The sequence below is a fragment of the Marinobacter shengliensis genome (assembly GCF_030297115.1).
Taxonomy (GTDB): Bacteria; Pseudomonadota; Gammaproteobacteria; order Pseudomonadales; family Oleiphilaceae; genus Marinobacter; species Marinobacter shengliensis.
Map to the genome: position 1 here is coordinate 3,469,368 of NZ_AP028062.1, position 13,939 is coordinate 3,483,306.

Below are 13,939 nucleotides of genomic sequence, written 5' to 3' on the forward strand. Positions count from 1 at the left end.
AAGCGTTGACCCTGTAGTAGCTTCAGGCTTTTAAATAGAGACAACCTGATTCAAAGGAGGTCTCTGATGGCATGCAGCTGTTCCGCACCGGAACCCCAAGGCCCGGCTCCGGGCTTTCGCAAAGCGCTCTGGATTGCCCTGTGGGTGAATCTCGCCATGTTCTTCGTGGAAGGCCTGGCAAGCCTTCAGTCTGGCTCCGTGGCACTCATGGCGGATGCCATCGACTTCTTCGGCGACAGCGCCAACTATCTGCTTTCCCTGACCGTTCTCAGCATGGGCATGCTCTGGCGTGGGCGGGCAGCTTTGGTCAAAGGATTAACCATGGCCACCTTTGGGCTAGTAGTCTGGGGCCGTGCCATCTGGGTGCTCCAGAGCGGCGTGACACCAGAGCCACTGACCATGGGGCTTGTCGGGTTGCTGGCCCTGGCGGCCAACGTGGGTGTGGCGGTTATGCTGTTCAAGTTCCGGGAAGGCGACTCTGATATGCGCTCAGTCTGGCTCTGCAGCCGCAACGATGCCATCGGCAATCTGGCGGTGATGGGCGCAGCACTGGGGGTGTTCGGCACTGGCTCCGCCTGGCCGGATCTGATTGTGGCGGGCATTATGGGCACCCTGGCCCTGACTGCCGGTATCAGCGTGGTCCGGCACGCCCGGTCTGACATCGCCAATGCCCGGGCCGCGAACCGGCTGGTCGCCCAAGAAAACTGAGTCGATCAGTAGGCCTGGAAGTCGGTCAGCCGATAGGAAAACTCATCATCAGCGATGAATGGGCTGTAGTCGACTTCCAGCGATGCCGGAAAGCCATAGTGCGGGTCATATTCCACCACCAGTTTGTCAGCACTGCCCCGGGCCTGCTCTACCAGGTCCAGCAGACCTTCGATGGTGAGCCTGCGCTCATCCAGAATGTCTGGGTGGTTGAGGGGTTGCTCCAGCCCCTCAATGTCGATCACCTTGCCCTCCCTGACCGTCACGCGCATCGGTTGCAGTAGGTCCGGTGGGCAGAAACAGGTTTGTTCGATGGTAACTTCATAGCCCATCACTCCCCGGGACTGCCAGAGCGCTTTTGCTTCCTCAATGCTGCCTGCAGGGCTGACGTCTTTGCCCGCACCCGCACAGCCCGCCAACAGCACGGATAGAATCACTGCGACAACGACTGGCTTCATGCCATCCTCCCGCGCTGGCGCCATTTCAGAGTACCGGCTGCTGCGGCCAGAATCAGCCAGCCAAGCCCCATGCTGCCACCACCGCTGCTGCCGCCGGAATCCACTGAGGCGTTATTACCTGTCTGGTCCGGGTCGGCACGAACGATTGTGCCGCCGTCGCCCGTTTGCTCACCGCCGCTATCCGGCTCTGATTCAGTGGCTGGTTCCACGGTAAATCGGCTCTCCAGCCGGTTATTCTCCGGGCGCACATCCAGCACCTCGCCGTTCAGGCTGATGAGGGCGACCCGCTGGGAAATCAACAGCTCCTCACCGGTGCCGGACACGCCCTGAATAACCAAAGCCATGTCGCTGGTGCCGGGAATAATGTCTTTGCAACGATACGTGCTTCCGTCCGTTTCACAGGCCGCGCCATCAATGGTCACCAGTTCAAACGCCGCACCGTCGCCCTCGATCTCGCCGGAGACTTCCAGCCAGTCCGCGGATTGGGAGGCTTGCTCGTAGGCCACTTCAAAGTAGGTAACAAAGTTCTCGGAGGCGGCCAAAGCCTCAGGATTCGATTCGCTCTCCGCCATAGATGCATCGGCCGGGAAATTGAAGCACTGCTCGAGGGAGGTGCGATTGTTGATGGTGGATATAAAGCTGGATTCTGAGCAGGAGGAAAAACTCGTAGCGTTCTTATTGGCCCAGGAACTCATGATAAAACCGTCGCTGCAGCTGTTCTTGTCACCATCATGATTGGAACCCAAGTTGTGCCCTAGCTCATGGGCAACCACCACAGCCGTCAGCACATTCGAGTCAAAGGCGTTAGTCACCCCGGTTCCATAGCCATGGGCGCTGCACAAGGTTCCGACCCAAGCGAGACCAGCCGTAGAGCCATCGAAGTCTCGGCCACTGATCAGGTGGAACAGTGCCCGGCGATTTTGCTGAAAAGGCAGGCTGCCATCGGCTACCTTGGCGCGAACATCATTCAGGAGATCATTGGCGCTGGTTGAGGTCGTGAACACTTCCGACTGCAGAAACGTCATACTCAGGGTATCCAGCCCGATACCCAGTTGCTCGAAATAGAACCCCTCTACCATGTTCAGAATACTGAGCGCGCGGTCCTGGTAATCGCCCGGGAACCGGTCCTGAAACTGCCGATCAAATGCCACTTCCAGCTCGAGCAGCAGGCAGGCACCCGCCACCCGGTTTTCACAGAGGCTGTCGTAACTGGCAGCCACCGCCTGCGCCATCATCGGCGACATGATCGAGTCCGGGGAGATTTCCGCCTCGGTGTGGGCGTGGTCCAGGCCGCACTGGGGAGCGCTCTGGAAGCTGAAGCTCTGGTTCGCCAGCTGGTTGCGGGCGGAGTCACCACCAACCGAATGCATTCGCCCGAAGACATAGGCCAGTCCCTCCCAGCCGCCGTCGAGGCGGGAGACCCGAACCCAGCTTTGCGGGTCTTCGGCCACCTGCCCCCGATAGTGATGCCCTTTGGTCTGCTGGGCCAGAGCCGAGGCCAGCCGCTCATTGCTGGTCAAGGCAACATCGTAGCTCTGGCCATCAATCCACAATTGCAGTGAATCGGTTGATTCTGCATTGGCCGGCAAGGCCATCAGCAGGAGCACCATGGTGGTCATCAAACGGAACTTACGTATCACGGGGAGAATCCCTTTCTGTTCAGACTTCAAGAATTCGCGCAAACTAGAGACAGTAGAACCGGGAGGCCAGCCAGTTACCGTAACGGTCTGTATTTATGAGGAGTGTGTCCCACTTGGGGTATCGAACGGTTAACAAGCCCGCACTGGCACTGATGGCGCTGCTGGCCATTCTGTTCCTGGTGCCGGCCAGCAGCCTTGAGTGGCAGCCAGACGTGGCTCATTCCGGCGAATGGTGGCGACTGGTCACCGGCCATCTGGCTCACTTGAACGGCTGGCACCTGGTGCTCAACCTTGCGGGGCTTGCCGTGGTGCTGGCCCTCTACCCGCGCTTTCTGCCACTGCTAACCCTGGCCATCGCCCTGATCTGGCTGGCAATTTTTATTTCCCTGGGGCTCCTCTTCCTGCTACCGGAGCAGCCCGGCTACCGGGGCTTTTCCGGCTGCCTGCACGGGCTGGCTGCGCTCCTTGCTGTCCGTAGTTTCAGGGAAGATCGGGTGTGGTCGGCCAGCATTCTTGTCTTGCTGGCCGGCAAACTGGTGATGGAGTCAGCCGGGCTGGGTCTGGCCGATACCGCCACCCTCATTGGCGGGCAAGTGGTCTGGCAGGCTCATGCGCTGGGTTTCGCTGGCGGGATAGTATTCGCTGGGCTTAGCCTGCTTACGCCCCGAACACCAGGGCAATCATCACCGGAATAAAACCGAGCGCAAACAGCGTACTGAGCAGGGTCGTACCGGCCGCCTGTCTTGGGGCTGCATCCAGTAAAGTCGCAATCACTACCGTGTTGGCGGCAATCGGAGTGATGGAAATCAGGAAAATGGCCTGGTGCACCGCCAGGTCGTAAATGCCCAGCACCTGGGCATCCAGCCACCAGAAGGCCAGCGCCAGCGCCGGCCAGCTGACGAACTTGCCAAAAAAGGCCAGGCCAGTGAACACCGGATTGCCGGCCAGGCCCCGGAAACTCATTATGCCCATGCCGATGATCATCATGCCCAGAACACTGTAGGCACCGCGCAGATTATCGAACAGCGGCACAAACGTCTCCGGAATCGACACCCCTGACAGATTCAATGCCACTGCCGCCGCAAACGCATACACCGACGGCAGTCTTGCCACGCGCACCAGGGCATCGCGAATGCTGTACTTGCCCCTTGCCGCCAGATAGAAGCCCACCGAATTCTCGAACAGCGTGGTGCCCAGCATGCACACGATATAGAGCGCCAGCCCCTGCTCTCCGAACAACAGCAAAGCCACGGGAATACCGAAGTAACCCGTGTTGCCGGTACCCACCGATAACGGGATAACGGATGCACTGCCATCAGTCAGTAGTTTGCGGGCAATGGCGAGGTGAATCAGGGCAATCAGGGTACAGAAACCGAATACCAGGGCGGGCAACAGAATGACCTGTGGCGTCAGCGGTGCTGCCATGACTCCTGAGAACACTACTGAGGGCGTCACGATGTAAAGCATGATCCCGGCAATATGTTTTCCACTGGCCTCCAGATAGCGCCCGGCAACCCAGCCCAGAGCAACGGTGACATACAGGGGAAGGAGTTTGATCAACAAAGCCAGCGCGGCCGCCATGGAGCCTCCGGGATACGTTTTACCTCAGGCGCAGCAGTTTACCACCTACCCATGAAGAGGTAACTCCCCGGCGCAATAGAGAAATTGGCCATCATCTTTGATAATCATCAATAGCATTACGAATACATCTTTATATCCTAGCAGGGCAGTCAGGTATTCCAACAAGCAAGGAGTGAGACCAATGGCCGAGCGCTTTACCAAAAGCATGGCCAGGAACATCTATCTGGGAGGAAGTGCTTTCTTCGTCCTGTTGTTCCTGGCCCTGACTTTTGACACACAGGTCCGGGCTATGCCCGAGCGGGATAACCGCGATCAGCTCACCGAAGAGGTGGTGCGCGGTAAACACATTTGGGAGAACAACAACTGCGTGGGTTGTCACTCCATCATGGGCGAAGGTGCCTATTTTGCTCCGGAACTGGCCAACGTGTTTGACCGCCGTGGCGCGGGAGACACCGAGGTCTTCAAGTCCTACATGCGGGCGTGGATGAACGCCATGCCTACCAACATCCCGGGCCGCCGCCAGATGCCGAACTTCAATCTGAGCGATGAAGATATCGATGCGCTGTCTGCCTTCCTGGAGTGGACATCCAAGATCGACGACAACAACTGGCCACCCAACATCGAAGGCTGAGGGAACAAGCATGAAATACGAATCGCAAAGGGTGTCCATGCCCTACTTCATCTTTGCCCTGATCCTGTTTGTCGGCCAGATTGTGTTCGGCCTGGTTCTGGGGCTTCAGTACGTCGTCGGTGATTTCCTGTTTCCGGAAATCCCCTTCAACGTGGCCAGGATGGTTCATACCAACCTGCTGATTGTCTGGCTGTTGTTCGGCTTCATGGGCGCCACCTACTACATGGTGCCGGAAGAAGCCCAAACTGAACTGCACAGCCCGTTGCTTGCCTGGATACTGTTCTGGGTGTTTGCCGCTGCCGGCACCCTGACCATTCTTGGCTACCTATTCGTGGACTATGCCCGCCTCGCTGAGCTGACCTTCAACGAATACTTCCCCACCATGGGGCGGGAGTTCCTGGAGCAGCCCACGCTCACCAAGATAGGCCTGCTGCTGGTCATCCTTGGCTTCCTCTATAACATCATCATGACGGCTCTCAAGGGCCGCAAAACCGTGGTCAATATCATCCTGATCACGGGGCTGATTGGCCTGGCCGTACTGTGGCTGTTCGCGTTCTACAACCCCAGCAACCTGGCCACCGACAAGTACTTCTGGTGGTTTGTCATTCACCTTTGGGTAGAGGGTGTGTGGGAACTGATCATGGGCGCCATCCTGGCCTATGTGCTGATCAAACTGACCGGTGTAGACCGTGAAGTGATCGAGAAGTGGCTGTACGTGATCGTTGCCATGGCGCTGATTACCGGCATCATCGGCACCGGCCACCACTTCTTCTGGATTGGGCCGCCTCCGTACTGGTTGTGGCTGGGTTCGGTGTTCTCGGCACTGGAACCGCTGCCGTTCTTCATGATGGTGGTGTTCGCCTTCAACATGATCAACCGTCGCCGCCGCAATCACCCGAACAAGGCCGCTATGCTCTGGGCCATGGGCACCACCGTGATGGCGTTCCTGGGCGCGGGCGTGTGGGGCTTCCTGCATACCCTGGCACCGGTGAACTACTTCACCCACGGCAGCCAGATTACTGCAGCCCACGGCCATATGGCCTTCTACGGCGCCTATGTGATGATCGTACTGACCATCATTTCCTACGCGGTGCCCATCATGCGTGGCCGCCCCTACGGCAACAGCAACACCGCGCAGGTGGTGGAAATGTGGGGCTTCTGGCTGATGACCATCTCCATGGTGTTCATCACCCTGTTCCTGACCGCCGCAGGCGTATTGCAGGTGTGGCTGCAACGCATCCCCGATAGCGGTGCTGCGCTGTCCTTCATGGCCGGCCAGGATCAGATTGCCCTGTTCTACTGGATGCGATTCGTCGCTGGCGCCTTCTTCATGGCGGGCCTGGTCGTGTACCTCGGCAGTTTCTTCATCAAGGGCCAGGCAAGCCCGGAAGAGGAAGTACGCGGTCCTGCGACGGCTGACGCCTGACCAAGGCTGATCGCCGGGGCCTTCCGGCCCCGGCATATCCCCCGAACCCCTGGACAACCCAAGTGCATGCGCAAACCGTCAATCCCAAAGACAACCTGCAGCAAAAGCGGCTGATCACCCGCACCGCCTTTTTCCTGCTGTTCCTGCTTGCGCCTGCCCTGAATATTTTCCGATACGATCTGACCGAAACCCGCTTTATTCTGCTGGGCTTTCCCCTGTCGTTTAACCTGAATCTTGATTGGGTGGCGCAAAGCACCCCGGCCGAAGTGGCTGGTCAGATCCTGTTCTGGTTTGTGCTGCCCATACTGACCCTGGTCCCCCTGGTACTCTGGATATCCCTGAAATGGGGGCGAATTTACTGCGGCTGGCTTTGCCCGCATTTCTCGGTGGTTGAAATCATCAACAAAAGGATGACAAGAATTACCGGCCGCCCGACCCTCTGGGAAGCTCTGAAAAAAGGCAACACCGGCAAAGCCCTGCACTGGGCGGGCCTGACTCTGGTGTGCGCCGCCATCGGCTTTTCCTGGGCTTTGGCCCTGCTGTCTTACCTGTTACCGCCTATCCCTTTGTACCTGGACCTGATAACCGGCCAACTAAGCCTGTACCCGGCTATCTTCCTGGCGGTTGCCACCGCCGTCTTCACCTTTGATTTTCTCTTCGCCCGGCACCTGTTCTGCAAATACGGCTGTGCTTTCGGGTTGATTCAAAGCATTGCCTGGATGGCCAACGGCAAAGGGCGGGTGGTGACTTTCGATACCGAAAGGGCCGCCGCCTGCCGGGACTGCACCAAGGCCTGCGATGAAGCCTGCCCCATGCGCCTGCCTACCCGCAGCCACAAGCGGGCCAAGTTTTCCTGCACCCAGTGCCTGCAATGTGTGAGCGCCTGCCGTGAGGTGCAAAAAGACAACCCGCAAGGTTCCCTGCTGACCTGGGAGCCCGGAACCCCTGGCAAACAAACCGTACTGATTCCGGTACGCCAGATACATTCCCCTCCGCGCCAAACCCGCGCCTGATTCAGGAGTCGATATGGAAGAGTGGGTCGGATTAAAGTGGCACGAATACGTAACCCGCCAGGCCATGGGCGAGTTCCCCGAACACACCGTGCACCTGAAAGACGAAGCACGCACCCTGGGCGTGCTGTTCCGCGCCATGGGCGGCGACCCGGCCCTGAGCCTGGTGACAGCCGAGCCCCGGCATTTCCAGATTCGCCGACGATTCGTGCAGAAACTGGCCGGCACCCACCGCAAGTTTGAACTGGCCTGGCGGGATGAAGAAAGCCTGCGCCTGCCGGAACAACTGGCCCTGTTTCCGTCCCGAAAGATCAACCGGGAACTGTACCTGTGGCTTGCGGCCCTGGCCTCACTCGGAGAAATCCATCACCACAGCTGGCTGCAGGGCAACCAGGCCATGGTTCAACAATTACTTGGCCAATGGCCGGGGCTGGAACCCATGTACCAGCGGCTGGTGCGCCACACCCTGCAATGGCGACCTCGCCCGGACACACTGCGCGGCAACGAAGCAGAGCGTGAAAACGCTATTCGCCAGGCGCTGATTCACCCCGGCAGCGTGACCGACCTGCCAGATGCCCTCACCGACCCCTGGCCAGTGGTGCTTTGGCTATACCCGATACTGGGTCGCGGCAAACTGAAAGGCCAGATCATTGGCGACGACAACACCCAGTCCAAATCCGGTGGCCTGGCCAAGAAACGCAAGCGCCGCCGGGCCGAACGGGTGGATGCCTTTGATAAAGACCAGGGCATCATGCTGTTCCGGCTTGAAAGCCTGTTCTCCTGGTCCGAGTTCATACCCGTGGACCGTGCCGGGGATGACAGCGAGGAAGACGACGCGGAGTCCGTGGCCGATGACATGGACATGATCTCCATTTCCATGGACCGCCGGGAAGCCTCATCCGCCATCAAGTTTGACCTGGACCTGCCGTCTGAGGAAAACGACGACCTGTTTCTGGGCCCGGGCATCCACCTGCCCGAGTGGGACTGGCGCCGTCAGGGTTTCCGGGAAAAATTCTGCTGCCTGCAACCCATGCTAAGCAGAGAAGCGGTGCCCTCACCCCTGCCGGAGCGCCTGAAAAACCCGGCGCAAACCCTGCGTCGGCAGTTCAGCGCCCTGAAACCCCTGCGGCAATGGGAGCGACGGCAACGGGAAGGCGAAGAGCTGGACCTGGATGCCTGCCTGGAGCGAGTAGTCCAGCAAAGACGAGGGGCCGGCGACATGGACCAGAAGCTGTTCCGCCAGTGCAAACAGAACCAGCGTGACCTGGCCTGCCTGGTACTGGCTGACATCTCGCTGTCGACCGACACCTACATCAACAACAATCAACGGGTGATCGACATCGCCCGGGATGGTCTGCAATTACTCAGTGAAGCCCTCACCGCCAGCCGCGACCCGTTTGCCCTGTTTGCGTTCTCCTCACGGCGCCGGGACCACATCCGCTTCCATCACATCAAAAGCTTCGATGAGCCCTACAACGACACCAGCCGCGGGCGCATACAAGCCCTGGAGCCCGGCTACTACACCCGAATGGGCGCAGCCATTCGCCAGTCCACCAAGCTACTCCGGGCGCGGCCAGAGCATCAGAAGATCCTGCTGTTGCTGACCGACGGCAAACCCAACGACCTGGACCTGTACGAAGGTCGATATGGCGTGGAAGACACCCGAATGGCCGTACAGGAAGCCCACAAAGCCGGCCTGACCCCGTTCTGCGTCACCATTGACGAAGAAGCCAACGAGTACCTGCCCTACGTATTCGGCAGCACCAACTACGTGGTCATCAAAGACCCGACCCAACTGCCCGCACAGCTGCCCAAGCTGTACCTGAACCTGACCCGATAACGGAGGATGTGATGGCTGACAGTCAGGCCGCCCGATCACCGCACCTGCCCGGCGACCTCGCCGTGTGGTTCTTCATCTTCGCGGAACTGGCCGTGTTCGGCATCCTGTTCATCGGCTACGGCGTCGCCCGCAGCCTCGACCCGGCCACCTTCGCCGCCGGCAAAGAAGCCCTGCACCCCTGGACCGGCCTGATCAACACCATCGGCCTGATCACCGCCAGCTACCTGGTGGCCCTGTCCGTTCATCGTCTGCGAGACCGCAAACCCGGCGTAACCGGGCTGCTGTGGGCCGGCATCGCCGCCTCCTGCATCTACACCTTCGGCAAACTCTGGGAATACGCCGACCTTTACAGCAACGGCTACAACCTGGGCACCGACACCTTCTTCATGTTCTATTTCTTCCTCACCTTCTTCCACTTCATGCACGTGGTTCTGGGCCAGATCGTCCTGGTGGTATTGGCGGTAAAAGTGAAAAAAGGCGAGTACAACGGCGACGACATGAATGGCATGGAATCCGGCGCATCCTACTGGCATATGGTCGACCTGGTTTGGCTGGTGCTGTTCCCCATGTTGTACGTATTGGCGTAAGGAGACCAAACCATGTTCGCGGTTTATATCATCCTGATGGTTTGCACGATGGCGCCAGTGATTGCCATGCAAATGGGGGCGGATATCACCGGTCTTATCTGGCTGGTCTTTGTGCTGGTGCTGGTTAAAGCGCTGTTACTGGTTGATCACTTTATGGAAATGAAACACGCACCCTTCGGCTGGCGATTGGCGTCGCAGGGCTGGGCGGTTGTGGTTGTTGCGGTGCTTGCGGGGATTCATTTTGTTGCCTGAGCTTTTGGGGTAAGCCACAGGCCGGTGGGATAGGCTTTCCAAAACACGCTGTGACTGCGCGGAATACCATGAAAATGTTGACAGGAGCGGCCGGGTAGGCCTTTCCAAAACTGTGCGGAGCCATGGATGGCGGAGCCCAAGCGCCACATGGATGTGCCGCAAGGAGCGTGTTTTGGAAAGGCCTACCCGGCTGCGACCCGCTCCAAACCTAGATCTTCACAACAGGCGCCGCGGAAAATAAGGCGGCTTATCACCAATAGCCTGCGCCAAAGCAATCATCCCCCAAAGTACAAACGCTGTGTGAAGAACGATGGCCCAGACGATGGCGAAGGTCCAGAAGCTGCCGGTATTGCCGTGTATCAACCAGGCAATCAGGACACCAGAGCTGATCAGCACGGCGCCCAGTATGGACATATAGACACCTGCCTTGCTGTGGGCCCGGCGTATCGGATTATCGTCTCCAGACTTCATCGCAATCGAAAGCAACACTAGAAAACCAATAACCGGCAACGCCAGCAAATTCAGCAGGTACCAGATCACCGGGGCCACCGCCCCCGGAGTTTCACTCTTCTGACTGGCCGAATAAGGCATACACCACCTCCATGAGTGCATTGACAGTCACCGCGTCGTCCGACAACGGCTCGATAAGACCAGCGAGGCAGGCTTCAACAGCCGGCACGCCGGAACGGATCAGATAGGCAGTGTGAATCAACAACCGGGTCGACGCCGCCTCTTCCAGATCGTGATCTTTCAGCTTGCGCAAAGACGCCGCCAGGCTCACCAGCTGCTTCGCCAGATCAGCGTCACAGCCGGCTTCTTCCTGCACAATCATCTGCTCGATTTCCGGTTTCGGATAATCAAAACTCATGGACACAAACCGCTGCCGGGTGCTCGGCTTCATGCCCTTGAGCAGGCTCTGGTAGCCCGGGTTGTAGGACACCACCAGCATGAATCCGGGCGCCGCCTGCAGCAGTTCGCCGGTGCGTTCGATAGGCAGCTCCCGGCGATCATCGGCCAGCGGGTGCAACACCACCGTGGTGTCCTTTCGGGCCTCCACCACTTCATCGAGGTAACAGATGCCACCTTCTCGTACCGCTCGGGTCAGGGGGCCATCCTGCCAGTAGGTGCCGTCCGGGCCGATCAGATGTCGGCCCACCAGGTCTGAGGCGGTGAGGTCGTCATGACAGGCGACGGTGTACACCGGCCGGCCCAGTTTTTCGGCCATGTAACGGACAAAGCGTGTTTTACCGCAGCCCGTCGGGCCTTTAATCAGAACCGGCAAGCCGTTATCGGCAGCGGCGCTGAACAGTTCCACTTCATTGCCTACTGGCTGGTAGAAAGTCATGGAGCACTATCCTTTTCTTGCGTGGATTCGGGTGGCACAAAACCGGACACCCATTCCGGGAATAACTGAAACACCTGCCTGTCATCGGATCTCCGTATCCGGGTCAGCGCCGCCAGGCATAGATCGAGCTGGCTAGCCGATCCCTCCAATGCTGTTTGATACCAGCCGGCACCCTCTACAGGTTGGCCTTGCCAGGTAACCGCCAACCCCTGCGATTCCAACAACCCCGACACAAACCCCAGTTCCGAAACCGCCGCATGGGTGTTGTTGTGTAGCAACAGGCCAAGGGCGGAACTGTAATCTGCCGCAAAATAACGCTGGCCCCGGGTGGGTGTGACACCCTGCCCTGCCAACGCCTGTAAAGCTGCGGTTCCGCCGACCGGATCGGCGCCCGCCACCAGGGACACATCCCGGCCCTGCAGCTCTGCCAGTGAGCGGACTCCCGACGTTTTCCGGGTTACCCACACCGGCACCGGGCTTTGCCCTATCGGGTTTACAGCCTTGAGGACCCGTTCACCCCCAACAGACTGTGCGGAGAAAACCAGCTCTGGGCGCAGGGCCCAATCCTCGAATTCTGCTCCCGGCGCGGGCTCGCCCAACTCAACGTTTATGCTTGCCTCGCACCCTTGCCGGTCGAGATATGCCTGCAAACGCTTTTGCGCCACGGTGTACGACGCCAACTCCGAATGCACTCGCAACTCCAGCGCTTCAGCGCCCAAAGCAGGTGCCACAGGCACAAAGCCGGCGGCGACCAACGCCGCGCACCAGCCCCATTGGAATTTACAGCCCCAGCGCATGGGCCCGACTGGTAAAGAAAATACCCGACGGCTTACGGGCCGGCAGGGTGGCCACTTCCTCCAGCGTGCGGGTGCTATAAACGGTTATCCGGTCGCTGTCCCGGGACGACACCCAGACTTCCTCACCACGGGGCGTGAACTCCATGTGCAGAACAGACTTTCCGGGTTCCAGGCTTCGAATGATCTCCCGTGTCTGGGCGTCAATCACCTGCACCACATCGTTATCCGGATGGGCAAAGCTGACCCAGATCTGGCGGTTGTCCGGGCTCGCCATCACAAACACTGGCTGACCTTGCACCGGAATGCGTTGCACCATGCTCCAGTCATCCATTGTCGCCACCAGCACTTCATGGCGACCAACCGCCGGCACAAACGCGTGGCCATCGGCGATGGCCCAGCCTTCCAGGTGGGGCATCTTGTACACCGGCAGGCGCTGTTCGCCCTTGCCATAATCCGGCAGAATGCTTCGCACGCCCTGCTCCGGTGCCCAAAGGTCCATCATGGACAAGCCGTCTTCACCAAACAGGCCGGCAATGTAGTAACGGCCATCGGGAGTGATCAAAGCATCGTAGGGTTGTTTGCCCGCCGGGTGGCGGGAGACGACCGGCGGCTGCGAAACCATATCCACCGTCCAGATTTCGCCGGCTTCAAACAAGCTGAAAACAAACTGATTGCCCGGTGCGTCCACCAACCCTACGGTTTTGGACTGGTCCTGCTCACCGCTGGCGTTGGTATAGGTTGCCGGCAGGGTCAGTACGTTCTCCAGGGTGCGGCTATCAAAAATGTTCACGCCGCCAGGTTCGTAATTAGACACCGCCACATAACGGCCATCCTGTGAAATGGCGCCGCCGATGCTGTTGCCAGACTGAATCACCCGGTTGACGATGGTCTGGGTCAGCAGGTCGACTTTGGTGAGCCCACCATCACGACCGAACACATAGCCATAACGGGCATCACGGGAATACACCACCGAGGCATGGGACAAATCACCCAAACCCTCAACCCGGCTGAGAATTTCGTACTCGGAATGGTCAATGACCAGAACGGAGCCTGTGGCCCGTTCAATGATCAGGCCCAGGTCACCAGTGCCCCGCAGATTGTCCGCCGGTGCGGTGGCCACAGACTGGCAACCGGTCAGCACGGCCAACATCAGCAGCGGGAGCGTTAAACGAAACAATGCTTTCATGGCAGTTCCTTGGTTAGTGACGAAGGGGCGGTTTCGCGCTTCGTCAGTCACTCAGTAAAGCACCGGACTTCAGCTGCTCGCTGATCCAGTCAATCTCATCATCCGTTAGCAGGGCCTTCCACGGCGGCATAGCCGTGCCGGGTACCCCTTCGCGGATGATGGCTGCAATCGCGGCTTCTGGCAGCATGGCCAGATCGTCCGGGCGCAATGGTGGCCCCAGGCCTCCGCGCATGGTCAGGCCGTGGCAGGAACCGCAATCCTGAATCACAAAATTGGCTAGCACTTGCTGTTCTGCCGGCTGCCCGGCAAGCACGGGTAGCGCTGAAGTCATAAACATCACGAGCACTGAGCGCTTCACCTTTGATGGCCACAAGATACTCATTTCACCGCCTCCCCTGCCTGAGATTCCATGCTGAGGAACACCCAACTTCTTAACCTTGATATTGATTAAATTTTTCCTTCCCGGCCAGAGATCTTTGGG

At 59.0% G+C, this 13,939-nt stretch carries 16 protein-coding genes; 8 read left to right on the forward strand and 8 right to left on the reverse strand.

Annotated features, from left to right (window positions below; genetic code table 11):
* Positions 1 to 66 precede the first annotated feature (66 nt).
* Entirely contained in the window at positions 67 to 708 is a 642-nt protein-coding gene (locus QUE75_RS15910; RefSeq protein ID WP_286251680.1) for a cation diffusion facilitator family transporter, read from the forward strand.
* A gap of 5 nt (positions 709 to 713) precedes the next feature.
* Here QUE75_RS15910 and QUE75_RS15915 read toward each other — a convergent pair whose 3' ends face one another.
* Positions 714 to 1,163, reverse strand: coding sequence for a DUF6174 domain-containing protein (locus tag QUE75_RS15915; protein ID WP_286251681.1), 450 nt, complete (start codon positions 1,161 to 1,163; stop codon positions 714 to 716).
* The gene (locus QUE75_RS15920) at positions 1,160 to 2,803 is read right to left on the reverse strand and encodes a M12 family metallo-peptidase (RefSeq protein ID WP_286251682.1); all 1,644 of its coding nucleotides are present in this window, start codon (positions 2,801 to 2,803) and stop codon (positions 1,160 to 1,162) included. Before QUE75_RS15920 ends, QUE75_RS15915 begins: the two co-directional genes overlap by 4 nt.
* A 113-nt stretch (positions 2,804 to 2,916) precedes the next feature.
* Between QUE75_RS15920 and rrtA the strand changes: the two genes are divergently transcribed.
* Positions 2,917 to 3,498 carry a rhombosortase gene (gene rrtA / locus QUE75_RS15925; protein ID WP_286251685.1) on the forward strand — a complete coding sequence of 194 codons (582 nt, stop codon included), beginning with the start codon at positions 2,917 to 2,919 and terminating at the stop codon, positions 3,496 to 3,498.
* Here the strand turns inward: rrtA and QUE75_RS15930 are convergent.
* Positions 3,461 to 4,384: an AEC family transporter gene (locus QUE75_RS15930; protein WP_286251688.1), complete on the reverse strand. Its 924-nt coding sequence runs from the start codon at positions 4,382 to 4,384 to the stop codon at positions 3,461 to 3,463. The genes rrtA and QUE75_RS15930 overlap by 38 nt on opposite strands.
* A 181-nt stretch (positions 4,385 to 4,565) precedes the next feature.
* On the opposite strand from QUE75_RS15930, the gene QUE75_RS15935 reads away from it, so the two are divergent.
* The 6 genes from QUE75_RS15935 to QUE75_RS15960 all read left to right on the forward strand — a co-directional run bounded on the left by QUE75_RS15935 (position 4,566) and on the right by QUE75_RS15960 (position 10,130).
* Positions 4,566 to 5,015, forward strand: coding sequence for a c-type cytochrome (locus tag QUE75_RS15935; protein WP_072676399.1), 450 nt, complete (start codon positions 4,566 to 4,568; stop codon positions 5,013 to 5,015).
* A 10-nt stretch (positions 5,016 to 5,025) separates the two neighbouring features.
* Positions 5,026 to 6,441 carry a cbb3-type cytochrome c oxidase subunit I gene (locus QUE75_RS15940; RefSeq protein WP_286251691.1) on the forward strand — a complete coding sequence of 472 codons (1,416 nt, stop codon included), beginning with the start codon at positions 5,026 to 5,028 and terminating at the stop codon, positions 6,439 to 6,441.
* A 62-nt stretch (positions 6,442 to 6,503) separates the two neighbouring features.
* Positions 6,504 to 7,454, forward strand: a complete 951-nt coding sequence (locus tag QUE75_RS15945; protein ID WP_286251692.1) for a 4Fe-4S binding protein — start codon at positions 6,504 to 6,506, stop codon at positions 7,452 to 7,454.
* Between the two features lie 13 nt (positions 7,455 to 7,467).
* A complete protein-coding gene (locus tag QUE75_RS15950; RefSeq protein ID WP_286251695.1) occupies positions 7,468 to 9,291 on the forward strand; it encodes a nitric oxide reductase activation protein NorD in 1,824 nt (607 codons plus the stop codon).
* An 11-nt stretch (positions 9,292 to 9,302) separates the two neighbouring features.
* On the forward strand, positions 9,303 to 9,878 hold the full coding sequence (locus QUE75_RS15955) for a cytochrome c oxidase subunit 3 (RefSeq protein WP_286251697.1): 576 nt from the start codon (positions 9,303 to 9,305) through the stop codon (positions 9,876 to 9,878).
* A 12-nt stretch (positions 9,879 to 9,890) separates the two neighbouring features.
* Positions 9,891 to 10,130, forward strand: a complete 240-nt coding sequence (locus QUE75_RS15960) for a cytochrome C oxidase subunit IV family protein (protein WP_286251698.1) — start codon at positions 9,891 to 9,893, stop codon at positions 10,128 to 10,130.
* A gap of 216 nt (positions 10,131 to 10,346) precedes the next feature.
* Here QUE75_RS15960 and QUE75_RS15965 read toward each other — a convergent pair whose 3' ends face one another.
* Genes QUE75_RS15965 through QUE75_RS15985 form a run of 5 tightly spaced genes read right to left on the reverse strand, consistent with a single transcriptional unit; the run spans position 10,347 to position 13,840 of the window.
* Complete coding sequence (locus QUE75_RS15965) at positions 10,347 to 10,721, reverse strand: hypothetical protein (protein WP_286251701.1); 375 nt, start codon at positions 10,719 to 10,721, stop codon at positions 10,347 to 10,349.
* A complete protein-coding gene (locus QUE75_RS15970) occupies positions 10,693 to 11,475 on the reverse strand; it encodes a CbbQ/NirQ/NorQ/GpvN family protein (RefSeq protein ID WP_286251703.1) in 783 nt (260 codons plus the stop codon). The genes QUE75_RS15965 and QUE75_RS15970 overlap by 29 nt, the downstream gene beginning before the upstream one ends.
* Positions 11,472 to 12,272, reverse strand: coding sequence for a PhnD/SsuA/transferrin family substrate-binding protein (locus QUE75_RS15975; protein ID WP_286251704.1), 801 nt, complete (start codon positions 12,270 to 12,272; stop codon positions 11,472 to 11,474). Before QUE75_RS15975 ends, QUE75_RS15970 begins: the two co-directional genes overlap by 4 nt.
* Positions 12,256 to 13,458, reverse strand: a complete 1,203-nt coding sequence (locus tag QUE75_RS15980; protein WP_396631667.1) for a cytochrome D1 domain-containing protein — start codon at positions 13,456 to 13,458, stop codon at positions 12,256 to 12,258. Before QUE75_RS15980 ends, QUE75_RS15975 begins: the two co-directional genes overlap by 17 nt.
* 43 nt (positions 13,459 to 13,501) lie before the next feature.
* Positions 13,502 to 13,840, reverse strand: a complete 339-nt coding sequence (locus tag QUE75_RS15985) for a c-type cytochrome (RefSeq protein ID WP_228715438.1) — start codon at positions 13,838 to 13,840, stop codon at positions 13,502 to 13,504.
* Between the last annotated feature and the right edge of the window lie 99 nt (positions 13,841 to 13,939).